18 protein-coding genes and 8 pseudogenes are annotated in these 21,719 nt (G+C 51.6%); 10 read left to right on the forward strand and 16 right to left on the reverse strand.

All coding sequences use genetic code 11. The features are described from left to right. Nucleotides 1–9 precede the first annotated feature (9 nt). Both glmM (J4G44_RS12815) and sul2 (J4G44_RS12820) read right to left on the reverse strand, forming a co-directional pair. A pseudogene (gene glmM / locus J4G44_RS12815) lies at nucleotides 10–252 on the reverse strand (phosphoglucosamine mutase); the annotation flags it as partial. A gap of 86 nt (nucleotides 253–338) precedes the next feature. Then, nucleotides 339–1,154 (reverse strand): sulfonamide-resistant dihydropteroate synthase Sul2, encoded by an 816-nt coding sequence (gene sul2 / locus J4G44_RS12820; RefSeq protein WP_001043260.1) that lies wholly within the window; start codon nucleotides 1,152–1,154, stop codon nucleotides 339–341. A 418-nt stretch (nucleotides 1,155–1,572) separates the two neighbouring features. On the opposite strand from sul2 (J4G44_RS12820), the gene J4G44_RS12825 reads away from it, so the two are divergent. Then, entirely contained in the window at nucleotides 1,573–3,075 is a 1,503-nt protein-coding gene (locus tag J4G44_RS12825; RefSeq protein ID WP_138773302.1) for a transposase, read from the forward strand. A gap of 170 nt (nucleotides 3,076–3,245) precedes the next feature. On the opposite strand, the gene J4G44_RS12830 is transcribed toward J4G44_RS12825, so the two are convergent. The 3 genes from J4G44_RS12830 to J4G44_RS12840 all read right to left on the reverse strand — a co-directional run bounded on the left by J4G44_RS12830 (nucleotide 3,246) and on the right by J4G44_RS12840 (nucleotide 5,973). Then, nucleotides 3,246–3,566 carry a hypothetical protein gene (locus J4G44_RS12830; RefSeq protein WP_179990683.1) on the reverse strand — a complete coding sequence of 107 codons (321 nt, stop codon included), beginning with the start codon at nucleotides 3,564–3,566 and terminating at the stop codon, nucleotides 3,246–3,248. Nucleotides 3,567–3,582: 16 nt separating this feature from the next. Then, on the reverse strand, nucleotides 3,583–4,452 hold the full coding sequence (gene erm / locus J4G44_RS12835) for a 23S ribosomal RNA methyltransferase Erm (protein ID WP_107318659.1): 870 nt from the start codon (nucleotides 4,450–4,452) through the stop codon (nucleotides 3,583–3,585). A gap of 276 nt (nucleotides 4,453–4,728) precedes the next feature. Further along, the gene (locus tag J4G44_RS12840; RefSeq protein ID WP_179990686.1) at nucleotides 4,729–5,973 is read right to left on the reverse strand and encodes a hypothetical protein; all 1,245 of its coding nucleotides are present in this window, start codon (nucleotides 5,971–5,973) and stop codon (nucleotides 4,729–4,731) included. A gap of 122 nt (nucleotides 5,974–6,095) precedes the next feature. On the opposite strand from J4G44_RS12840, the pseudogene J4G44_RS12845 reads away from it, so the two are divergent. The 3 genes and pseudogenes from J4G44_RS12845 to J4G44_RS12850 all read left to right on the forward strand — a co-directional run. After that, a pseudogene (locus J4G44_RS12845) lies at nucleotides 6,096–6,635 on the forward strand (class I SAM-dependent methyltransferase); the annotation flags it as partial. A 30-nt stretch (nucleotides 6,636–6,665) separates the two neighbouring features. Beyond that, a complete protein-coding gene (locus J4G44_RS13660) occupies nucleotides 6,666–7,145 on the forward strand; it encodes a BCCT family transporter (protein WP_338242671.1) in 480 nt (159 codons plus the stop codon). Further along, nucleotides 7,048–8,463 (forward strand): transposase, encoded by a 1,416-nt coding sequence (locus J4G44_RS12850; RefSeq protein ID WP_420830725.1) that lies wholly within the window; start codon nucleotides 7,048–7,050, stop codon nucleotides 8,461–8,463. Before J4G44_RS13660 ends, J4G44_RS12850 begins: the two co-directional genes overlap by 98 nt. A 231-nt stretch (nucleotides 8,464–8,694) precedes the next feature. Here J4G44_RS12850 and J4G44_RS12855 read toward each other — a convergent pair. The 3 genes and pseudogenes from J4G44_RS12855 to J4G44_RS12865 form a co-directional block, all read right to left on the reverse strand. After that, a pseudogene (locus J4G44_RS12855) lies at nucleotides 8,695–9,132 on the reverse strand (toprim domain-containing protein); the annotation flags it as partial. A gap of 3 nt (nucleotides 9,133–9,135) precedes the next feature. Continuing rightward, nucleotides 9,136–9,645, reverse strand: coding sequence for a trimethoprim-resistant dihydrofolate reductase DfrA20 (dfrA20, locus tag J4G44_RS12860; protein ID WP_179990692.1), 510 nt, complete (start codon nucleotides 9,643–9,645; stop codon nucleotides 9,136–9,138). 27 nt (nucleotides 9,646–9,672) lie between these two features. After that, nucleotides 9,673–10,350 (reverse strand): annotated as a pseudogene (locus J4G44_RS12865) (thymidylate synthase); the annotation flags it as partial. On the opposite strand from J4G44_RS12865, the pseudogene J4G44_RS12870 reads away from it, so the two are divergent. Beyond that, nucleotides 10,347–10,688 (forward strand): annotated as a pseudogene (locus J4G44_RS12870) (GNAT family N-acetyltransferase); the annotation flags it as partial. The pseudogenes J4G44_RS12865 and J4G44_RS12870 overlap by 4 nt on opposite strands. On the opposite strand, the gene J4G44_RS12875 reads toward J4G44_RS12870, so the two are convergent. From J4G44_RS12875 to J4G44_RS13590, 3 genes and pseudogenes are all read right to left on the reverse strand, one after another. Next, on the reverse strand, nucleotides 10,657–11,649 hold the full coding sequence (locus J4G44_RS12875; protein WP_179990694.1) for a TniB family NTP-binding protein: 993 nt from the start codon (nucleotides 11,647–11,649) through the stop codon (nucleotides 10,657–10,659). The pseudogene J4G44_RS12870 and the gene J4G44_RS12875 sit on opposite strands and share 32 nt — an antisense overlap. A gap of 2 nt (nucleotides 11,650–11,651) precedes the next feature. Beyond that, nucleotides 11,652–13,331 carry a Mu transposase C-terminal domain-containing protein gene (locus tag J4G44_RS12880; RefSeq protein WP_000179844.1) on the reverse strand — a complete coding sequence of 560 codons (1,680 nt, stop codon included), beginning with the start codon at nucleotides 13,329–13,331 and terminating at the stop codon, nucleotides 11,652–11,654. A gap of 74 nt (nucleotides 13,332–13,405) precedes the next feature. Further along, nucleotides 13,406–13,471: pseudogene (locus J4G44_RS13590) on the reverse strand (hypothetical protein); the annotation flags it as partial. Here J4G44_RS13590 and J4G44_RS12885 point away from each other — a divergent pair. From J4G44_RS12885 to mph, 4 genes are all read left to right on the forward strand, one after another. After that, a complete protein-coding gene (locus J4G44_RS12885; RefSeq protein ID WP_436231637.1) occupies nucleotides 13,467–13,634 on the forward strand; it encodes a hypothetical protein in 168 nt (55 codons plus the stop codon). The pseudogene J4G44_RS13590 and the gene J4G44_RS12885 sit on opposite strands and share 5 nt — an antisense overlap. Beyond that, nucleotides 13,631–13,855 carry a hypothetical protein gene (locus J4G44_RS12890; RefSeq protein ID WP_000743213.1) on the forward strand — a complete coding sequence of 75 codons (225 nt, stop codon included), beginning with the start codon at nucleotides 13,631–13,633 and terminating at the stop codon, nucleotides 13,853–13,855. Before J4G44_RS12885 ends, J4G44_RS12890 begins: the two co-directional genes overlap by 4 nt. Nucleotides 13,856–14,065: 210 nt before the next feature. After that, complete coding sequence (locus tag J4G44_RS12895) at nucleotides 14,066–15,559, forward strand: IS91-like element ISCR2 family transposase (protein WP_001120888.1); 1,494 nt, start codon at nucleotides 14,066–14,068, stop codon at nucleotides 15,557–15,559. Nucleotides 15,560–16,232: 673 nt separating this feature from the next. Then, complete coding sequence (mph, locus tag J4G44_RS12900; RefSeq protein WP_071830579.1) at nucleotides 16,233–17,120, forward strand: Mph(E)/Mph(G) family macrolide 2'-phosphotransferase; 888 nt, start codon at nucleotides 16,233–16,235, stop codon at nucleotides 17,118–17,120. Between the two features lie 73 nt (nucleotides 17,121–17,193). Here the strand turns inward: mph and J4G44_RS12905 are convergent, their stop codons facing one another. The 3 genes and pseudogenes from J4G44_RS12905 to sul2 (J4G44_RS12915) all read right to left on the reverse strand — a co-directional run bounded on the left by J4G44_RS12905 (nucleotide 17,194) and on the right by sul2 (J4G44_RS12915) (nucleotide 18,870). Beyond that, nucleotides 17,194–17,658 carry an ATP-binding protein gene (locus tag J4G44_RS12905; RefSeq protein ID WP_071830580.1) on the reverse strand — a complete coding sequence of 155 codons (465 nt, stop codon included), beginning with the start codon at nucleotides 17,656–17,658 and terminating at the stop codon, nucleotides 17,194–17,196. Between the two features lie 67 nt (nucleotides 17,659–17,725). Beyond that, nucleotides 17,726–17,968: pseudogene (gene glmM, locus J4G44_RS12910) on the reverse strand (phosphoglucosamine mutase); the annotation flags it as partial. Between the two features lie 86 nt (nucleotides 17,969–18,054). Further along, nucleotides 18,055–18,870: a sulfonamide-resistant dihydropteroate synthase Sul2 gene (sul2, locus tag J4G44_RS12915; RefSeq protein ID WP_001043260.1), complete on the reverse strand. Its 816-nt coding sequence runs from the start codon at nucleotides 18,868–18,870 to the stop codon at nucleotides 18,055–18,057. An 89-nt stretch (nucleotides 18,871–18,959) separates the two neighbouring features. Between sul2 (J4G44_RS12915) and J4G44_RS12920 the strand changes: the two are divergent. Next, nucleotides 18,960–19,187 (forward strand): annotated as a pseudogene (locus J4G44_RS12920) (IS4-like element ISAba33 family transposase); the annotation flags it as partial. 197 nt (nucleotides 19,188–19,384) lie between these two features. Here the strand turns inward: J4G44_RS12920 and J4G44_RS12925 are convergent. Both J4G44_RS12925 and floR read right to left on the reverse strand, forming a co-directional pair. Further along, the gene (locus J4G44_RS12925; protein ID WP_023434863.1) at nucleotides 19,385–20,341 is read right to left on the reverse strand and encodes a LysR family transcriptional regulator; all 957 of its coding nucleotides are present in this window, start codon (nucleotides 20,339–20,341) and stop codon (nucleotides 19,385–19,387) included. Between the two features lie 54 nt (nucleotides 20,342–20,395). Continuing rightward, on the reverse strand, nucleotides 20,396–21,610 hold the full coding sequence (gene floR, locus J4G44_RS12930) for a chloramphenicol/florfenicol efflux MFS transporter FloR (RefSeq protein WP_000214122.1): 1,215 nt from the start codon (nucleotides 21,608–21,610) through the stop codon (nucleotides 20,396–20,398). Nucleotides 21,611–21,719 lie beyond the last annotated feature (109 nt).

A 21,719-nucleotide genomic window follows, 5' to 3' on the forward strand; every position in this document is an offset into this window, starting at 1 on the left:
CCTATACGTTGTCGGCAGCGGGCCAAAAAGGAATACGTCCATGCCCATCGAGGTGAAACCGGCTGTGAGCGCGGGTTCAAGCATATAGCCCGACAGGCGCGTATCCTTGCCGATCACGACACGATGGCGGTGGTCACCGCGACGAAAGACACGGCCAGCCGCCATGCCGACGCGCAAGGCGGTTTCCGCCGTCATCGCGCCTTCGTTGGCTTTGCCACGAATACCGTCTGTGCCGAAATATTTGCGCACCATAAGGTCGATTATCCTGTCGTCGGGTCGCCCTCAAAGGGGACATGCCTGCTGAACCGCGAATATAGAGAAATATCCCGAATGTGCAGTTAACGAATTCTTGCGGTTTCTTTCAGCGCCGCCAATACCGCCAGCCCGTCGCGCAAGGGGCGCGGCTCGTGTGTGCGGATGAAGTCAGCTCCACCTGCGGCGGCGGCAAGCTCTGCAGCGAGTGTCGCGGCCCCGACATCCCCCGGACCACGGCCTGTGAGCGCGCGCAGAAAGGATTTGCGCGAAACAGACAGAAGCACCGGCAAATCGAAGCGCAGCCGCAATTCATCGAACCGCGCCAGCACCGAGAGCGAGGTTTCGGGAGCAGCCCCCAGAAAAAACCCCATGCCGGGATCAAGGACAAGGCGGTTGCGTTTGATACCGGCACCCGTCAGCGCCGCGATGCGCGCGTCAAAGAACGCCGCAATGTGATCCATGATGTCGCCAGCGGGTGCCTCGCGCCGATCTGCCTGCCCGTCTTGCACCGAATGCATAACGACGAGTTTGGCAGATGATTTCGCCAATTGCGGATAGAACGCAGCGTCTGGAAAACCGCGAATATCATTGAGATAGGCCACACCACGCGACAAGGCATAGGCTTGCGTCGCGGGTTGATAACTGTCGAGCGAGACGGGAATGCCATCTGCCTTGAGCGCGTCCAGCACCGGCGCGATACGCGCGATTTCTGTGTCGGACGAAACAGGCGCGGCGTCGGGATTGCTGGATGCCGGACCGAGGTCGATCACATCTGCCCCCTCGGCCATCAGCTTACGCGCCTGCGCAATGGCTGCGTCTGGCGCCAGATACCGGCCTCCATCGGAGAAACTGTCCGAGGTTATGTTGACGATGCCGAAAATGATGAGCGATTTATTCATGGGGGCTTCTATAATAATAATAATCGAGCATGAGTCTCATACGGATGCTCGGGTCGAAAGGGAATCCCCAGGCGAGTAACCTGTTTGCGGTGATCCATTAGCTGCAGGAGCAGAAGAGCATACATCTGGAAGCAAAGCCAGGAAAGCGGCCTATGGAGCTGTGCGGCAGCGCTCAGTAGGCAATTTTTCAAAATATTGTTAAGCCTTTTCTGAGCATGGTATTTTTCATGGTATTACCAATTAGCAGGAAAATAAGCCATTGAATATAAAAGATAAAAATGTCTTGTTTACAATAGAGTGGGAGTGACTGGCACTCACAGGCAATGTCTGGCACTGGCTGGCATCACAGCTGAGACTTCAATATCTCGCAGCTGAGCGATAAACTGTATAAAAACACAGTATCGCAAGGATGCGGATCATGCCCCAAGTGGCGGCCAGGATGGCCAGCCGGGACGAGAACACTGGTCGTTACCAGCGTCACCGGCCCGAGCAAACCCTGCTCTATCGGATCGTCGAAGAATACTACCCGACGTTCGCTGCCCATTTGGCGGCGCAGGGCAGGGAACTGCCCGGCTATGTGCAACGCGAGTTTGACGACTACCTCAAATGCGGCCGTCTCGAACACGGCTTTCTGCGGGTGCGTTGTGAGTCGTGTCACGCTGAGCACCTGGTTGCGTTCAGCTGCAAACGTCGGGGCTTCTGTCCTAGTTGTGGCGCACGGCGTATGGCCGAAAGCGCCGCGCTACTGGTCGATGAGGTTCTGCCCGTACAGCCCATGCGCCAATGGGTACTCAGCTTTCCCTTTCAATTGCGCTTTCTGTTCGCCAGCCGGCCGGAGGTCATGGGCCGGGTGTTGGGCATCGTTTACCGCGTCATCGCCACGCATCTGGTCAAGAAAGCGGGCTATACCCACCAAGCGGCCAAGACCGGTGCCGTCACCCTGATCCAGCGCTTCGGCAGTGCACTGAACCTCAACATTCACTTTCACATGCTGTTCCTCGATGGCGTGTACGTTGAGCGTCCCAATGGAACAGCCCGGTTCCTCTGGGTCAGGGCGCCGACCAGCGCCGAACTCACCCAACTGGCGCACACCATCGCCCATCGGGTCGGCCGCTATTTGGAGCGGCAAGGCCTACTGGAGCGGGATGCTGAAAACAGTTACCTGGCCTTGGATGCGGTGGATGAAGATGCGATGACTCCACTGCTGGGGCATTCCATCACGTATCGCATCGCCGTGGGGCCACAGGCAGGGCGCAAGGTGTTCACCCTGCAGACACTGCCCGCCTGCGACCCGGAAGATCAGTTTGGTGACATGCCCGGTAAGGTTGCCGGTTTCTCGCTACATGCCGGCGTAGCGGCCAAGGCCCATGAGCGCAGCAAACTCGAACGGCTGTGCCACTACATCAGCCGCCCGGCGGTGTCTGAGAAACGGCTGTCGCTCACGAAGAATGGCAACGTGCGCTACCAGCTTAAGACGCCGTACCGGGACGGCACCACGCATGTGATCTTTGAGCCGCTGGACTTCATCGCAAGACTGTCGGCGTTGGTGCCGAAGCCACGTGTGAACCTTACCCGGTTTCATGGGGTGTTTGCGCCCAACAGCAAGCACCGCGCCCTGGTTACACCTGCCATGAGGGGCAAGGGGAGCAAAAAGGTCAAGGTATCGGATGAGCCGCCAACACCCGCTGGGCGGCGAGCGTCGATGAAATGGGCACAGCGGCTCAAGCGTGTATTCCAAATCGACATCGAGACTTGCAGCGAATGCGGCGGTGCCATGAAGGTGATTGCCTGTATTGAAGATCCGGTAGTGATCAAGCAGATCCTCGACCATCTGAAGCAAAAAGCCGAAACCAACGAGTCCAGCCCGTTGCCCGAGAGCCGGGCACCACCGGCTGGCCTGTCGCCGGGTCTGTTTACCTGACCCGTCCCAAACGATTCCGATCACGATGCTGCGGTAATTCAGCCGCGGCAGGGATGCGTTATGCCGGCGGCTTGGGTTGGCCCCGGCTGTCGGGAAAAACGGGTGAATTTTCGGCGGGATCGATGGCTACACGGGCCGGATTCAGAATCACCCACTGGCAAAGCAGGCCGTCATTCGCGGTCTACAGTGGCTGGACTTGGAGAAAAACGGCGTTTATTCTTCCTATACTCTTTTATATCTGATAATTGCAGATTAAATTCAGATAATAAAACATTTACAATATTTTTGAATTGAGTTTCAGAATAAAAAGCTTTATTATGATGTTTTATTCTGGATAAACGCTCTAGTTCCCAATATCTTAATAATGACAATTTACCACCATCATATTCCCAAAGTGAAATATTTTGGTCGTGCCTTTTTGTATCTGTTTTATAAAAATTGGCATACTTGTTTATCTCTACATATGCAAATAAGTAGTAACCTTTTTCCAATTAAGTACCCTTTTATTTAATATCTTTGAGTTCTGCTTCTGTGGACTTTTTCTAATTTTGATTGTTCTTTTAAAAGTTTTTGATAAGAACCTTCTACGAGTTTTTTCTTGTCTTGGCATACAAACTGCTTATATGTATCGAACATTTTAATCCATTGAATATATGTCCAATCGGAAAAATTTAGTTCACTATCTAAATTGATAATTTTTTTCAAACGTTTTTGCTGTTCATAAGAAAAAATATTTTTTGTTTTTTGTTTAAAATTTAATCCTGGGGCAGTATACATATATGATAAAAAATCCCAATATTCTAACATTGTTGCTTTTTTTATATCACAATATTCTTTTTTATGGAAATGCACAAGAACTATAGACACGTTGGGTTTTGGTTTAAAATCTGAAGGCAAAAACTCATAAGCCAGTTTTATATCATATAACGGTTTGAACATAAGTGATTTTAATGTGTCTTTATAATATGGAGTGCCTGCGTATTTTAACATTGCTTCGTACTGCATTATAATATACATATCTTGTGGCGGGTTGATTGCTGTTAGTAATCTTGTTAAGATTTCTCCCGTCATATTAAACGGTATATTAGAAAAAACTTTATAATTGCCATCAGGAAGTTTTATGTTCATAAAATCTTGATTGATAAGTGTTAGTTTTTCACTATTCAAGTTTTGCTTTAAAAATTGATACAAAGAGGTGTCTAATTCAATTGCAATTACACTTTTACTTACTCTTAATAAATGTTCGGTTATTATGCCTTTTCCCGGACCTATTTCATATACAATGTCAGTATTATTTATATTGCTATTTTCAACAAGGCTACTAACTAATTTTTTATCGTGTAAGAAATTTTGTGAATCCCTAATATTTCTTTCCATAAATTCCCTTTAATTGCATAATCTTTAATAGTTTATATAATTAATTATAAGATGAAACGTACAGTTTGTCAACTATTGCCATTTAAATTGGACATATAGCAAGCATACAAAATAATGGTGTTTTTACATATAAAAAACTACTAATACTGGTTACAAATCTTAAACCAAATAAAAATTTGCATAAAAAAAGATGTGATGATTATTAAATTCTTCACAACTTTTATATGTTAATATTTAACCAAAACATTAGATTTTAATATGTTTAGTATTTTACTCTCATACTGGCACCGTGAAGTCTACGTCAATTCCCCAAACATTTAGAGTAAGTGCAAAAAAGCCATTTTTAAAATTTGTTTCGGACAAGTAAAAAGTTTTAGGCTCATCAATTCCCCAATAATATATATCTATATATTCTGCATAAAGAAATTTTTGAGATTCTTCATCGTATTTTATGCCTTCGACACCATATCCCTCTTGAAACCTATAATCGCCTAGTATATTGACAAATTCATGTGATAGATAAGGTATTGCATAGTTTTCATCATTGTTATCGTAGACAGCAATTAAGAGTTGGAATTCATAAGTATCATCATTAGAGTCGATTGCATTAATCGTTATCCATTGTAAACCGACACTTGTGTTGTCATATACAAAATCCTCACCTATTAAAACGGTAATAAACTCATTTGAAATTTCATTAAAATCGTAGAGATCGTAAATTAGTACCTCAAAATCTAATTTTAGACCCGAAAAATCCAAATCCATTGGCACAATTAGTAATGGATTTCTGTTGATTGAACCATATGAGGCATAGCTAACACCATAGTCAATTATGTCAGAATAATCAGTTATGTCAGAAAGATCCATATCGGCTATATTAATTATAACTTGTGAATCATGTATTACATCCCCATCTTTAGCAACTAAAAAGGTTTTTGAGGTGAAATAATCTTTTTCATCAACAGTATATTTGATAACTATAAAGCCGTATCCTTCTGTGTCAATGTCATAAGAAACAACCATATCTTTTGTAACTTGAACATTAGAATGTTTGTGGTGATTTATATAATAAATTCCTAGATATAAACTTAGTTTCATGTCGCTTAAGACTTCTTCTAAAGTGGAGCCTAATTTAACGGATTCAGAGTCTATATCAATTTCAATTTTATTATTAAATGCCAAGTTTTTTGAAAAATCATCGCTTGATATTTCATCTAAAATGGTTTTAATTTTTATTTCAAACTCATAACCTTCAATCTCAATTCTTGTATTATGAATGCCTTCATCCAATATTGTTTCTTGATCTTCATCAATTATGTCCTCAAAGCGAACAGTGTTAAAATATCCATTATCGTAAACTAGCACTATATCAGAAAAAAGCATACCTGCATTATATTCATTGATCTCTTCGTCTTCGATTGCGGTATAAAAAATTAGACCATAATTTCCATTAACATCTTTAGTTGGAGAGAGGTTTATAACTGCTAAAACCTCAAATTCCTCGTCATCTGCAACAAACAAGTCTTCGCGTATTAATGCTGCGTATTCGTTAAAGGCAAAAATAACATCTTCCGATATTTGGGTAAATAGAACAGCTTCCCAATTAGAAAAATAAGCATAAAAATCTTGAGTGCCTTTATTTATTACAAGCCGAATTTTCTAAATTACCTAAAGGAGGTAAGGTTCTTTGCTTAGCCGAAGGTGAAGGTCGCAATGCTGTGTTTTTAGCCAAGCAAGGTTATGACGTTACAGCGGTTGACCAGTCTAGCGTCGGCTTAGAAAAAGCACACAAATTGGCGGCTGAACAGGGTGTAAAAATCACCACAGTGGTAGCCAACTTAAATGAGTATGATTTAGGCGTAGACGCTTGGGATGGCATCGTTTCAATTTTCGCTCATGTGCCTCTTGAGTTACGGTTGAAATTGCATAAGCAGGCAGTGGCTGCATTAAAAGAAAATGGCGTCTTTATGCTAGAAGCCTATACAGCTGCTCATATTGACATGGATGGAGTGGGTGGTCCTCCTGCCTCGCAAATAGATATGTTTATGTCGCTTGAAGGGTTGCAGCAAGAACTAAACGGTTTGGATTTTATAATAGGTGCTGAAGTAGAGCGTGAAATCTCTGAAGGAAACTATCACCAGGGTAAAGGAGCAGTCGTTCAAGTGGTTGCCTGTAAGAAATAGTTAGTTAAATAGTAAGTTCTAAGGAAAGTAATGAGTACGTTTAAGCAATGGGTAAACCGTCTTTTAGGAGACGTAGGAACCGTTTTTTACCTATCAATACTCTTTATTGGTTTGTTTTTAATTGCCACAGTCAGTAACCCTGATGGCGTTCAAGAGTTAGCGCAAAAAGCACTGGATGCGACCGCTGATGACTTTGGCTGGTTGTACTTATTAGTGACCAGTGGCTTTGTCATTTTTACACTCTGGTTGGGGTTGTCACGCTTTGGCAGTATTCGCCTCGGGCCTGATGACGAGGCACCCGAGTTTAGCTATGGCTATCGCAAGGATGCGGATCATGCCCCAAGTGGCGGCCAGGATGGCCAGCCGGGACGAGAACACTGGTCGTTACCAGCGTCACCGGCCCGAGCAAACCCTGCTCTATCGGATCGTCGAAGAATACTACCAGACGTTCGCTGCCCATTTGGCGGCGCAGGGCAGGGAACTGCCCGGCTATGTGCAACGCGAGTTTGATGACTACCTCAAATGCGGCCGTCTCGAACACGGCTTTCTGCGGGTGCGTTGTGAGTCGTGTCACGCTGAGCACCTGGTTGCGTTCAGCTGCAAACGTCGGGGCTTCTGTCCTAGTTGTGGCGCACGGCGTATGGCCGAAAGCGCCGCCTTGCTGGTTGATGAAGTACTGCCTGAACAACCCATGCGTCAGTGGGTGTTGAGCTTCCCGTTTCAGCTGCGTTTCCTGTTTGCCAGCCGGCCCGAGATCATGGGGTGGGTGCTGGGCATCGTTTACCGCGTCATTGCCACGCACCTGGTCAAGAAAGCGGGCCATACCCACCAAGTGGCCAAGACGGGCGCGGTCACCCTGATCCAGCGTTTTGGATCGGCGCTCAATCTGAATGTTCACTTCCACATGCTGTTTCTCGACGGTGTGTATGTCGAGCAATCCCACGGCTCAGCGCGTTTCCGCTGGGTCAAGGCGCCGACCAGCCCAGAGCTCACCCAGCTGACGCACACCATCGCCCACCGGGTGGGTCGCTATCTGGAACGGCAAGGCCTGCTGGAACGGGATGTCGAAAACAGCTATCTGGCCTCGGATGCGGTGGATGACGACCCGATGACACCCCTGCTGGGGCACTCGATCACTTACCGTATCGCTGTCGGTTCACAGGCGGGGCGAAAGGTGTTCACTTTGCAAACTCTGCCGACCAGTGGTGATCCGTTCGGTGACGGGATTGGCAAGGTAGCTGGGTTCAGCCTGCACGCCGGCGTGGCGGCCAGGGCCGATGAACGCAAGAAGCTCGAACGGCTGTGCCGGTACATCAGCCGCCCGGCGGTATCCGAGAAGCGGCTGTCGTTAACACGAGGCGGCAACGTGCGCTACCAGCTCAAGACGCCGTACCGGGACGGCACCACGCACGTCATTTTCGAACCATTGGATTTCATTGCAAGGCTGGCCGCCCTGGTACCGAAGCCCAGAGTCAACCTAACCCGCTTCCACGGGGTGTTCGCACCCAACAGTCGGCACCGGGCGTTGGTCACGCCGGCAAAACGGGGCAGGGGCAACAAGGTCAGGGTGGCTGATGAACCGGCAACACCAGCACAACGGCGAGCGTCGATGACATGGGCGCAACGGCTCAAGCGTGTTTTCAATATCGACATCGAGACCTGCAGCGGCTGCGGCGGCGCCATGAAAGTCATCGCCTGCATTGAAGACCCTATAGTGATCAAGCAGATCCTTGATCACCTGAAGCACAAAGCCGAAACCAGCGGGACCAGGGCGTTACCCGAAAGCCGGGCGCCACCGGCTGAGCTGCTCCTGGGTCTGTTTGACTGACGAGCCTGAAGGCCAACGATACCAATCAAAATGCTGCGTTCACAGCGCCGCGGCAGGGATCCGCCGTGCTGGTTGTCGGAAAAGGAGCCGCTAGTGGGAAAGAGGAGGGTAAATTTTCAGCGTTGCTGGCTCCCCGTCAGCCGGATTGGGTTGCATCGCAGGGGTGTCGAAAGAGTCAACTGCGGTCCAAAGCTGTTGGACTTGGGTGAAAAGGGCGTTTATTCTTCCTATACGTAGGTTTGCAAATCCTTCTTTAATTGCTTCTTCCGTTAAGGAACTAATCCACAATCTTTTGATAGGTGCTTTCGTTCCTGACTTTAAGAATACCCATCGCTGGATAACCTCTCCTTCTTGTCCAGCATCCCCGCAGTTGATAATTTCTTCGGCGTTTACAAGAAGTTGTTTGACAATTTTAAATTGCTTTTTAATTCCTTCATCATCTATGACCTTAATTCCAAATCGAGAAGGAATCATGGGCAATTTTCTTAAATCCCAATATTTCCATTCCGGTAAATAATCGTTTGGTTCTTTAAGCGTGCACAAATGCCCGAAAGTCCAGGTTACTTGATATCCATTACCTTCGTAATACCCATCTTTACGAGTATTAGCACCGATAATGGCAGCGATATCCTTGGCAACACTTGGTTTCTCAGCAATGCAAACTTTCATGAATTAACGCGTAAATTTCTTTATATTAAATGAATAAAGATGTTTTTCATCTTTATCTTGTTCTAAAATATCTTCTTCTTCCCATTCTACCCAATTTACAAAAGGGAAAAAGGTGTCAGCTTCTTCAAATGTGTTATGTACTTGTGTGACATACATTTCATTTAAAAGTCCTGTTTCTAAGGCCAGTTGGTAGATTTGAGCACCACCAATAATGAAGCATGTTAAGTCTTTTCCTTCAAGATGTTGTGCGACTTCTTTTAAATCATAAATCACTGTTGCACCTTCTGCACTATAGTTTTTATCTCGTGTTAAAACGAAGTTTAAACGATTTGGAAGCGGTCTGTACTTCTGAGGAATAGATTCCCAATTTTTTCTTCCCATTACAACAGCGTGACCCGTTGTCGTTTCCTTAAAAAATTGCATATCTCTTGGTAAGTGCCAAAGCAAATCATTGTTAGCACCCATTTCTCGGTGTTTCCCAATTGCAACAATTAAGCTATATTTAATACCCATTTCTGTTTCCTTATATTTTAAAGCTAATTAAATTGCAACAGCTGCTTTAATGTGTGGATGTGGATCGTATCCAACTAATTCAAAATCTTCAAATTTAAAAGAGAAAATATCTTTAACATCTGGATTTATTTTCATTGTTGGAAGTGGACGTAATTCTCTAGATAATTGAAGCTTAGCTTGGTCAAAATGGTTGGAATACAAATGCGTATCTCCAAAAGTATGAACGAAGTCTCCAGCCTCCAATCCACAAACTTGCGCTAGCATCATTGTAAACAATGCGTAGCTTGAGATGTTAAAAGGAACACCCAAGAAAACGTCTGCTGAACGTTGGTAGAGTTGACAACTTAATTTTCCATTTGCAACATAGAACTGGAACATGTTGTGACAAGGAGGTAAAGCCATTTTATGAATGTCTGCTACGTTCCACGCACTTACGATATGTCTTCTCGATTCCGGATTGTTTTTCAAACCATCTATCAAGATTTTAATCTGATCAATAGTTCCACCTTTACCGTCGGGCCAAGAACGCCATTGATGACCATAAACAGGTCCAATATTACCATCTTCGTCCGCCCATTCGTCCCAGATTGAAACTTTATTGTCTTTTAAATATTTAATATTGGTATCACCACTAATAAACCATAGAAGTTCATGAATAATCGAACGAAGGTGTAATTTCTTTGTTGTAATTACCGGAAAACCTTTACTCCGAGCTCCTAGTCGCGAGTTGCAGCGACGGCATCGTCGGCTGTTGCACCTTGTCGGCCGAGGATCCCGAGTTCTGGCCCGACGCCCTCAAGGGGGAGGCCGCATATCTGCACAAGCTCGCGGTGCGACGGACACATGCGGGCCGGGGTGTCAGCTCCGCGCTGATCGAGGCTTGCCGCCATGCCGCGCGAACGCAGGGGTGCGCCAAGCTGCGGCTCGACTGCCACCCGAACCTGCGTGGCCTATACGAGCGGCTCGGATTCACCCACGTCGACACTTTCAATCCCGGCTGGGATCCAACCTTCATCGCAGAACGCCTAGAACTCGAAATCTAACGTCCGTTCGGGCATCGAGGTCCATGTCGGGGTGGGACGGGCCCGTGGCTTCAAGATCACTTGCAGTCCGACCGCGATGTCTTGGTTGCGCGAGAGGTTGTCGACAGGCCATGCTGAGTGTGCGATGGTTGATCGCTTCCTCGCCGCTCTCCACGGCGACGATGGCCGCCGCCATCAGCAAGTGCGCCAGTTCCCCTATGGTGCCCTCGCTGCGTGTGAGCAGGTAGCGAGCCATGTCCAGCGTGGCAATTGGGGAAGGCCGGCGCAGCGGGAGCGAAGCGGCGAAGCTGGCCAGCAGTGAGCAGCAATCGTCGTTGGCCTCCCATACCGGCAGCATCATCGGCTCGAAGCGATTTTCCAACTGGTCATCGGAGCGGATGGCTAGGTAGGCGTCGCGCGTGCCTACCCCAACCAACGGGATGCGCAGTTCGTTGCCGAGGAAGCGCAGCAGGTTGAGGAATTCCCGGCGGTTGACGCTGTTGCCGGCCAGCACGTTGTGCAGCTCGTCGATCACCAGCATGCGCACGCCGACCTTGCGCAGCAGTGCCAGAGCCAGTTGCTCCATTTCCGGCAACCGTGGGCGTGGGCGCAGCGGCGCGCCCATCGCGGCGAGCAGCGCGACGTAGAAGCGGATCACGGACGGCTCGGACGGCATCTGCACGACCAACACCGGGATGTGCTCCTGGTCGGCGTCGGAGCTGGCCGGGTGGGTGCGGCGGAACTTCTCGACGTTCATCGACTTGCCATTGTTGGTCGGGCCAACCAGCAGCAGGTTGGGCATGCGTTGCTTGTTTGGCCACGCATAAAGGGCTTCCAGCCGGTTCAGCGCCTCGACTGCGCGCGGATAGCCGATCCAGCGGTCGGCGCGAAGGCGCTGGATGCGCTCGTCCGCCGGAAGACGGGCCAAGCCCTGGGCCGCCGGCAGCAGGTGGGACAGGTCGATGATGGGATATTCGTCCACGGCTACCACTCCTCAATCTGGTCGAACGGTTTGGCGGGTGGCAAGTTGTCTGCCTGCGGGTCGGCAATATCCGTATCCGGCGGAACGGGCTTGTCCGGCCGAGCTGATGTCTTGAGGTGCTGGCGGCGATCCGCGTCACGCCGCGCCTTGCGTGTGGCCTTCTGCGCGCTGGTCACAATCTCACGCATCTGGCCGATCATGCGGAACAGCGCCGACTCATCCACCTGTTCGCGCCCTTGCTGCCGCAGTTTCGCCAGCGCCTGCCGTTGTTCCCAGAGGGTGACAGCCGGATGCGACAAGGTACGGTAGGGAATTTCCAGGTAATGCTGTCCCTCCGGTTCCAGGACCCAGATACGGCTGATGTCGCGCGGATCGCGCCGGATCAGAAAGGACGGCCAGCGTTCACGCCGCGCAATCCACGGCTTGAGCGCATCGGCGTAGTAGTGGATGTGGTCGATGACAAAGCCGGTGCGGGTCAGCGTGCGCCGGAGGATCGGCAGAAAATCGACCAGGAACGAAGTAGCGCGTGTGACGACGGCCGGTACGCCGACACGCGCCACGGCCTCGGCCCAGCGCGCGGCCGGCGGTTGGAGCAGGCCGTTGTGCACCGAACCGTGGTAGGTGCCGACCGCCAATGTGAGCCAGCGCTCTAGCTCGCGCAGCGTCAGGGCGGCCTTGTTTTCGGAATCGTAGTCGCCGCGCTGGTCAGGGTTGGAGAAGGTCGTTCCCGGCAGTTCGTCGTGAATCATCTGCATCGCCGTGCCGATGATCCGTTCCACGATGCCGCCATAGTGCGGCTGTCCCAGCGGGCGATAGTCCAGCCGGATGCCATGCTGCTCGCAACCCCGGCGCAGGGCCTCGCTCTTGAACTCGGCCGCGTTGTCTAGGTAGAGCAGCAAGGGCTTGCCGCTCATCTGCCAATCCATTTCCACGTTCAGTCCTTCCAGCCAAGGGCGCTTGTCGCAGGCGACATGCACGAGGCACAGGCCAACCGAAACGGCAGACGGCGCTTCCAGCGTGACGACCATGCCGAGCACGCAGCGGGTGAACACGTCGATGGCGAGGGTCAGGTACGGGCGGCCAATAGGTTGCCGGTCGCGGTCATCGACCACGATCAGGTCGATGACCGTATGGTCTATCTGCACCTGCTCCAGCGGCGCGGTCACGGCAGGAGGCTCGCCGCCCACACCTTGTAGGTCACGAGCGGCATCCTGGCCTTCCCGCCGGCGGATGACCTTGCGCGGGTCAAGGCTAGCGATCCGTAAGGCCACGGTATTGCGCGCCGGCACTCGCAGTTTTTGAGCCTTGCACACCTGAGTGACTTCGCGGTGAAAGGCCGCTAGGCTGCGCTTCTGCTTGGTCAGGAACCGCTTTTGCAGTAGCTCGTGGATGACGCGCTCGACCGGTTCCGGCAAGCGCCCCTTACCTTTACCTCCACCGGACTGGCCGGGCACCAGATCCGTCACGAGGCCGCTGCCTTGCCGGGCACGCCGGATCAGAACGTATACCTGGCGCCGAGACAAGCCCAGCGCCTGAGCCGCCATATCGGCCGCTTCGTGCCCGACCGTCTCCGACTGCGCCAACGGACTGATGATCTCCGCACGACGGCGCGCACGCTCCCAAGCCTCATCAGGCAGAGTGGCCACGCCTTGTTCTGGAATCCGTGGGGTGTCCGTCGCCATGCTCACCTCGCTTTGGTGCACACGAGTATTGAGCATAGTCGAGATTGGTGCAGATCACTTCTGATATTGAACTGTCAGGAGCTGGCTGCACAACAGCCATTACGCCCAATCAACTGGTGCAGTCGTCTTCTGAAAATGACAGCCGAGCTGGCCGGGTACAGTGCGGCCCAGGTGAAACGGATATGGGCCGAGGTCAGCCAGGCCGAAGCGAAGCAGCACGGCGCGTTCGTGGAGGACGCATTGACGGAAGCCGATGCCCTGGCCGCTGTCGGCCAGGATGAGCGCCAGGAGGAAAGGGCATGAAGAAGCCGAACCAAGACGACGAGCCGTTTTTCATCACCGAGGAGATTGCGGCCGAAATGATCGCCGGCGGCTATGAGTTCGAGCTGCCGCCCATTCCTTGCACCATCCGCCTACGCGACGTGCTGGAGCGCATGACCGATGCTGAGCTAGCATTGCAGCCGGGCGAGATCGCCGACCAGGAGCGTGAACGCTGCCGGCGCAAGCCGTGTTCAACCTCATGATCTGGTCATGGTATTTTTCATGGCACTGAGCCTGATAGTTCTTGCAAATTGTTGTCACTAAAGGGTTTTGTGTGCTTGTTTACAATCGAGTGGGAGTGACGGGCACTGGCTGGCAATGTCTAGCAACGGCAGGCATTTCGGCTGAGGGTAAAAGAACTTTCCGCTAAGCGATAGACTGTATGTAAACACAGTATTGCAAGGACGCGGAACATGCCTCATGTGGCGGCCAGGACGGCCAGCCGGGATCGGGATACTGGTCGTTACCAGAGCCACCGACCCGAGCAAACCCTTCTCTATCAGATCGTTGACGAGTATTACCCGGCATTCGCTGCGCTTATGGCAGAGCAGGGAAAGGAATTGCCGGGCTATGTGCAACGGGAATTTGAAGAATTTCTCCAATGCGGGCGGCTGGAGCATGGCTTTCTACGGGTTCGCTGCGAGTCTTGCCACGCCGAGCACCTGGTCGCTTTCAGCTGTAAGCGTCGCGGTTTCTGCCCGAGCTGTGGGGCGCGGCGGATGGCCGAAAGTGCCGCCTTGCTGGTTGATGAAGTACTGCCTGAACAACCCATGCGTCAGTGGGTGTTGAGCTTCCCGTTTCAGCTGCGTTTCCTGTTTGCCAGCCGGCCCGAGATCATGGGGTGGGTGCTGGGCATCGTTTACCGCGTCATTGCCACGCACCTGGTCAAGAAAGCGGGCCATACCCACCAAGTGGCCAAGACGGGCGCGGTCACCCTGATCCAGCGTTTTGGATCGGCGCTCAATCTGAATGTTCACTTCCACATGCTGTTTCTCGACGGTGTGTATGTCGAGCAATCCCACGGCTCAGCGCGTTTCCGCTGGGTCAAGGCGCCGACCAGCCCAGAGCTCACCCAGCTGACGCACACCATCGCCCACCGGGTGGGTCGCTATCTGGAACGGCAAGGCCTGCTGGAACGGGATGTCGAAAACAGCTATCTGGCCTCGGATGCGGTGGATGACGACCCGATGACACCCCTGCTGGGGCACTCGATCACTTACCGTATCGCTGTCGGTTCACAGGCGGGGCGAAAGGTGTTCACTTTGCAAACTCTGCCGACCAGTGGTGATCCGTTCGGTGACGGGATTGGCAAGGTAGCCGGGTCCAGCCTGCACGCCGGCGTGGCGGCCAGGGCCGATGAACGCAAGAAGCTCGAACGGCTGTGCCGGTACATCAGCCGCCCGGCGGTATCCGAGAAGCGGCTGTCGTTAACACGAGGCGGCAACGTGCGCTACCAGCTCAAGACGCCGTACCGGGACGGCACCACGCACGTCATTTTCGAACCATTGGATTTCATTGCAAGGCTGGCCGCCCTGGTACCGAAGCCCAGAGTCAACCTAACCCGCTTCCACGGGGTGTTCGCACCCAACAGTCGGCACCGGGCGTTGGTCACGCCGGCAAAACGGGGCAGGGGCAACAAGGTCAGGGTGGCTGATGAACCGGCAACACCAGCACAACGGCGAGCGTCGATGACATGGGCGCAACGGCTCAAGCGTGTTTTCAATATCGACATCGAGACCTGCAGCGGCTGCGGCGGCGCCATGAAAGTCATCGCCTGCATTGAAGACCCTATAGTGATCAAGCAGATCCTTGATCACCTGAAGCACAAAGCCGAAACCAGCGGGACCAGGGCGTTACCCGAAAGCCGGGCGCCACCGGCTGAGCTGCTCCTGGGTCTGTTTGACTGACGAGCCTGAAGGCCAACGATACCAATCAAAATGCTGCGTTCACAGCGCCGCGGCAGGGATCCGCCGTGCTGGTTGTCGGAAAAGGAGCCGCTAGTGGGAAAGAGGAGGGTAAATTTTCAGCGTTGCTGGCTCCCCGTCAGCCGGATTGGGTTGCATCGCAGGGGTGTCGAAAGAGTCAACTGCGGTCCAAAGCTGTTGGACTTGGGTGAAAAGGGCGTTTATTCTTCCTATACGTGAACCGCATCCTACGGAATGAGTAACCCTTGCCCTATTGTGAGTAGAACGTCGTATAATTCAAACGAAAGCAGTTAATAGGTATGAAATATCACAGCACAAAAGAGCGACAGGACATGTTTAGATGATGTTATTATAAAATAATAACATCATGGATGAATAAAAAATAATTTTCTATCTTTACAACTATGTTATACTTCTATGATAAGGCTATGATGGCAAAGCCTTGGTTTTCCTAATCAAATAGTCGCCGAGATGGCTTCAATGCGACAGTAGGTCTACTGTCTCACAATTAATTCATGTATCAGATTTTTGTTCCCTGATGGGAAGTGTTATCCATACGAAAAGAATATGGGTAAAGTGTTACACCTGTATATGACATTCAGAATGTCCTGTCGGGGGAACTGGTACCAATTTAATAAAAGAAAACAGTATAGAAATGACAATCGAAGATATGCAAACATTAGCCCTAGAGCATGGGCTGAGAATTTCGGAAGAGATGAGCGTCAATGAGATGGGCATCGACTTTAGAGTTGCCTTTGTAAAGGAAGTAAACGGTGAGAACTGGGTACTCCGTATACCTCGAAGAAGCGATATGCTTGAACAAATCGAAAATGAAAGTAGAATATTGGATTTAGCCAAAAGAAACCTGTCGATCAATGTCCCTGATTGGAAAATTGTATCGGAGCGCCTAATAGCCTACCCTTTACTGGAGGATGCGCCTGCTCTGACATTCGATGCGATAACACATGAGGTTTCTTGGAACATAGATCGCGATAGCATAGCTTATGTGGAGTCTCTGGCAAAATCATTGGCCGAATTACATCGTATTACAGCTGACGATGTGAGAAAGAGCAACTTGAAAATAATGACTCCAAGTGAATTGAGGACCGAAATAGCTGACCGTATCCACTTGGTGAAATCTGAGATAGGTATCAGCGAGCCGTTGGAAAACAGATACCGTAGATGGTTGGACAATGACCCTTTGTGGCCTGAATTCACTTGTTTCATCCATGGCGATCTCTATGCAGGGCATGTCTTAACCTCGAAGGAAGGTAAGACCTCTGGTATCATAGATTGGTCTACTGCGCATATGGGTGATCCTGCACTGGACTTTTCTGGTCACGTATCGGTTTTTGGAGAGGATAGCCTGAAGAGTTTGATAACGGAGTATGCTAAACAAGGCGGAACGATATGGGATAGGCTCTACGAACAATCTATAGAGAGGGCTGCTGCAGCTCCATTAGCATATGGCGCTTTTGCGGTAGAGTGCAACGACGATAATCATATCAATGCCGCCAGAGCAGCCTTAGGTATTGTTCAATAAAATGATGTGAGGATACTTTTTTAAATGCTAAAATAGGAGTTCGATTGGTGCCACTTAAGAGTATCATTGATTTCTATTTTAGCCAGTATCCTCCACTTTTAGGAGCTCCTCGAAACTCGATTTTATGATCATCTCTTAAGATTTTGAGCCACCGCTCTACTATCTTGACAGGAACTAATAGCTCGTTTACTAAAAATGGTGCACGCTTTCCTGGATTAGTTCTTATCTGATTAAATAGTAGATTTACTCCCTCACTTACTCCCTCATTAGATTCGAAAAGTAGCTTTGATGAGACAATAACTCGAAAACCGTGCTGGAAATTTTCAAAGACAGGGGGACGCAGACCATAGGATGCGAAGCCTTCTTGGATTCGTTTGATGCCTGACCCATATTTTTCAATAAAATGCGCTTCTTTGAACGTGGCAGATATCCTTTTATTGCGCGCCCATGGCGAGTAATCTTCACGAAGAAGCTGATCAATCGTTAAGTTATCAGCTAAACCACCTGGATTGAAAAACTCTATGGAATTGTAATACACCCTGATTATGGAATCGGCAAATTAATTTGGACTTGGGTGAAAAGGGCGTTTATTCTTCCTATTACGTTGTCGGCAGCGGGCCAAAAAGGAATACGTCCATGCCCATCGAGGTGAAACCGGCTGTGAGCGCGGGTTCAAGCATATAGCCCGACAGGCGCGTATCCTTGCCGATCACGACACGATGGCGGTGGTCACCGCGACGAAAGACACGGCCAGCCGCCATGCCGACGCGCAAGGCGGTTTCCGCCGTCATCGCGCCTTCGTTGGCTTTGCCACGAATACCGTCTGTGCCGAAATATTTGCGCACCATAAGGTCGATTATCCTGTCGTCGGGTCGCCCTCAAAGGGGACATGCCTGCTGAACCGCGAATATAGAGAAATATCCCGAATGTGCAGTTAACGAATTCTTGCGGTTTCTTTCAGCGCCGCCAATACCGCCAGCCCGTCGCGCAAGGGGCGCGGCTCGTGTGTGCGGATGAAGTCAGCTCCACCTGCGGCGGCGGCAAGCTCTGCAGCGAGTGTCGCGGCCCCGACATCCCCCGGACCACGGCCTGTGAGCGCGCGCAGAAAGGATTTGCGCGAAACAGACAGAAGCACCGGCAAATCGAAGCGCAGCCGCAATTCATCGAACCGCGCCAGCACCGAGAGCGAGGTTTCGGGAGCAGCCCCCAGAAAAAACCCCATGCCGGGATCAAGGACAAGGCGGTTGCGTTTGATACCGGCACCCGTCAGCGCCGCGATGCGCGCGTCAAAGAACGCCGCAATGTGATCCATGATGTCGCCAGCGGGTGCCTCGCGCCGATCTGCCTGCCCGTCTTGCACCGAATGCATAACGACGAGTTTGGCAGATGATTTCGCCAATTGCGGATAGAACGCAGCGTCTGGAAAACCGCGAATATCATTGAGATAGGCCACACCACGCGACAAGGCATAGGCTTGCGTCGCGGGTTGATAACTGTCGAGCGAGACGGGAATGCCATCTGCCTTGAGCGCGTCCAGCACCGGCGCGATACGCGCGATTTCTGTGTCGGACGAAACAGGCGCGGCGTCGGGATTGCTGGATGCCGGACCGAGGTCGATCACATCTGCCCCCTCGGCCATCAGCTTACGCGCCTGCGCAATGGCTGCGTCTGGCGCCAGATACCGGCCTCCATCGGAGAAACTGTCCGAGGTTATGTTGACGATGCCGAAAATGATGAGCGATTTATTCATGGGGGCTTCTATAATAATCTCTGTACACGACAAAAATAGATAACTCATTGAAATAATGTCACAATAATTGTTTTCTAACGACGAATACTATGACACATCTCAATGAGTTATATCTTATCTTAAACAAATCTCTAAAATGGAACAAGTCACATTTAAAGTGCTTTGCGCTCATCATGCTTGTGATTATTTTAAAGCAAACATGTAATCTTTCTTCTGCATCTAAAGCCTTGCCCATCAAGTGTTTACCACAATCATTTTATCGACGTATGCAGCGCTTCTTTGCAGGTCAGTATTTTGATTATCGTCAAATTTCTCAGTGTCATCACCAGAACGATGGTGATGACTACGGCGATCTGACCCCAAAGGATTCGGCCTCCGCGCAATGCAGGCTCCAGTCGGCAAAAGAGACGGAGCCGATCAGAGAGTAGGCAAAATCGGGACGGGCAACAGGAAAGAGGATGCCGGAGGGCTGCCGGATACTATCGGCGGCAAATAGGATGGATCGCCTGTGCCGTTATCGTGCCGGTCGAGTGCCATCCAGGAAACGATTGGGCGAATCGCCGTCACGCTTCATTTTGCCTGCGAGGTTGAGTAGATTTTTCAGTGCGGAGTTGCGATTGAACGGCGACCAGACGGCTGTAAAGGCAACCGGCTCCGGTTCATCGAGGAAGGGCAGGAAGACGATGCCGGTCGTCGGCAACAATGACGTTGCCTCGCCGACGATAGTGATGCCGAAGCCTTGTCCGACCATAGATAGCAGCGTGTCGCGCCCCACATCAAAGCGCCGGATCGACGGTGCGGGCCAACGCCCGGCAAGGCGCAGCACGATATGGTCATGGACCTGCGGGCCGGTGCCACCATAGCGAACAATGAAAGTCTCGCCGACCAGATCGGACCAAGTGATTGCGGACTGCCCGGCGAGGCGATGCCCATCCGATAGCACGGCCACCAGCGGTTCGGTCCAGATCGGTCGGGTATGGCAGTCGGGCATCTCGGGCTTGCCCGCGACGAACACCACGTCGAGCTGGTCAGCACGAAGCTGCATCACCGCATCGCGGGCTGTGCCTTCGGTGATCTCAACCTCAATGCCCGTATGTTCTTCCCGATAATGACGGATCAGCTCCGTGAGAAAGCTGCGTGGGATTAAGGCATGGATGCCGATGCGAAGCCGGCCGTATTCTCCTTGAGCTGTCATGCCTGCGGTCTTCACTGCGTGATCGAGTTGATCGACACCCGCCGTGACACGCTCCATGAAGTGCCTGCCTGCGTCTGTTAGCCGAACGCCCCGCGCATGGCGCTCAAATAGCAGGACACCAAGGTTATCCTCCAGCGCTTTCACACGCGCGCTGACGCTCGACTGGCTGATACCAAGTGCCTTGGCCGCATGCCGAAAATTCAGATGCTCGGCGACGGCGATGAACTGAACAAGGGAAATGAGCGGTATCCTGCCAGACAGGATACCGACATTCACGAGGTTTCGATGGTTAGTGCGCCGCATCGGAGCGGGCCTGCTACCAGTCGTCGGTTAGACGACTGGCGACTTCTCGGTGGCAGCCCCACGGAGCCGAAGGAGCACCAGCCCCAACGAAACCAGTACCGCCATCGCCGTGGCGTAACAGATCACGGGCCACGCTGTGTCACCGTTTAAAAGTGCCACCGCCAATGTCCCGACAATGCTGACTATCAGGCTTTGAACGCAGAAGTAGAACGCGACCGCTGATCCCGCGATGTCGTCGAACTCTGCCAAAGCGCCGTTCGCGGTAACGGACACCGTGAAGACAATACCGACCGCGACAACCCACATCGGTAGGATGAAGGTGAGGAATGACGGCGAGCCGTAAAGTTCGCCGATCCCCAACAGGACCGCTCCGCAAACAAGCAACGCCATCCCACGCGCCACGCATCCTGCGATGCCCCATCTGGCGACAAAGGACTTCGCGAAACGGGTTGTCACGATCATTACAAGCGCGACAGTGGCGAAGGCAAAGCTGAATCCGATCTCGGAATATTCCGCTTGGCCTATGAGCACACGGGGAGCCGTCGAGAAGAAGACGAAGTAGGTGCCCATACCGGCGCTAAAGCCGACAGTGTAAACCCAAAAAGCCGGACTCGCGAAGATCGGCAAGACAGATCGGCGCGTCTTGACTTGATCCAGAGGGCGGGTTTCGTGCCACCTGAAACCCGCATTTAGGAGTGCGAGCATCGCCAGTATAGCCAAAGTAATGAATATCGCCTGCCATCCCAAGAACTCGCCGATCAATACTCCGGCGATAGGGCCGAGCGCAGGCACGAACGCCAGCATCGAACTGAAAAGGCCGTAGATGACGACACCCTCAGGACGGTTGGCATAAACGTCGCGAACCGTCGCGAACGTCGCCACCAGCATGGCCGACGCGCCCACTGCTTGAAGTAGACGGAAAGCGACAAAGGCCGGTGCAGTTGAAGACCAAGCTGCTCCCAGAGACGCAATGACGAAAGCCGTTGCGCCCGCAAGTAGAATTGGCCGTCGCCCGATTCTGTCTGAGAGCGGACCAAAAATCACCTGGCCCACGCCGAGCATCACCATATAGAGGCTCAACGTGAGTTGGATCATAGCGGGCGTCGTGTTCAGGATGCCGGGCATCGCTGGAACGACAGGGAGATAAATATCCATCGCCAGTGAAGCGAGGATGTCGAAAGGAGCCATCAGCAGCAGTGCTGCCGGCAGCGTATAGGCCCACGCGGGGCGTGTGGTGGTCATGACGAATCAACCCTCGATTAAGGAATACCGGGCGACGTCTGCTCGTCAGCAATCAGATGAGACTAGCCTTACAGAGCGCCGCAACAACAATACTGGTTGTTGCGGCTTA

The organism is Acinetobacter towneri, assembly GCF_017498585.1.
GTDB classification, from domain to species: Bacteria; Pseudomonadota; Gammaproteobacteria; order Pseudomonadales; family Moraxellaceae; genus Acinetobacter; species Acinetobacter towneri.

Bases quoted from the DNA above. Each gene is read 5' to 3' on its own strand.
- J4G44_RS12880 (WP_000179844.1), bottom strand. From the start codon at position 13,331: ATGGCGACGGACACCCCACGGATTCCAGAACAAGGCGTGGCCACTCTG.
- J4G44_RS12885 (WP_436231637.1), top strand. From the start codon at position 13,467: ATGACAGCCGAGCTGGCCGGGTACAGTGCGGCCCAGGTGAAACGGATA.
- J4G44_RS12890 (WP_000743213.1), top strand. From the start codon at position 13,631: ATGAAGAAGCCGAACCAAGACGACGAGCCGTTTTTCATCACCGAGGAG.
- sul2 (WP_001043260.1), bottom strand. From the start codon at position 18,870: ATGAATAAATCGCTCATCATTTTCGGCATCGTCAACATAACCTCGGAC.
- J4G44_RS12895 (WP_001120888.1), top strand. From the start codon at position 14,066: ATGCCTCATGTGGCGGCCAGGACGGCCAGCCGGGATCGGGATACTGGT.
- floR (WP_000214122.1), bottom strand. From the start codon at position 21,610: ATGACCACCACACGCCCCGCGTGGGCCTATACGCTGCCGGCAGCACTG.
- mph (WP_071830579.1), top strand. From the start codon at position 16,233: ATGACAATCGAAGATATGCAAACATTAGCCCTAGAGCATGGGCTGAGA.
- J4G44_RS13660 (WP_338242671.1), top strand. From the start codon at position 6,666: ATGAGTACGTTTAAGCAATGGGTAAACCGTCTTTTAGGAGACGTAGGA.
- dfrA20 (WP_179990692.1), bottom strand. From the start codon at position 9,645: ATGGGTATTAAATATAGCTTAATTGTTGCAATTGGGAAACACCGAGAA.
- sul2 (WP_001043260.1), bottom strand. From the start codon at position 1,154: ATGAATAAATCGCTCATCATTTTCGGCATCGTCAACATAACCTCGGAC.
- J4G44_RS12825 (WP_138773302.1), top strand. From the start codon at position 1,573: ATGCCCCAAGTGGCGGCCAGGATGGCCAGCCGGGACGAGAACACTGGT.
- erm (WP_107318659.1), bottom strand. From the start codon at position 4,452: ATGGAAAGAAATATTAGGGATTCACAAAATTTCTTACACGATAAAAAA.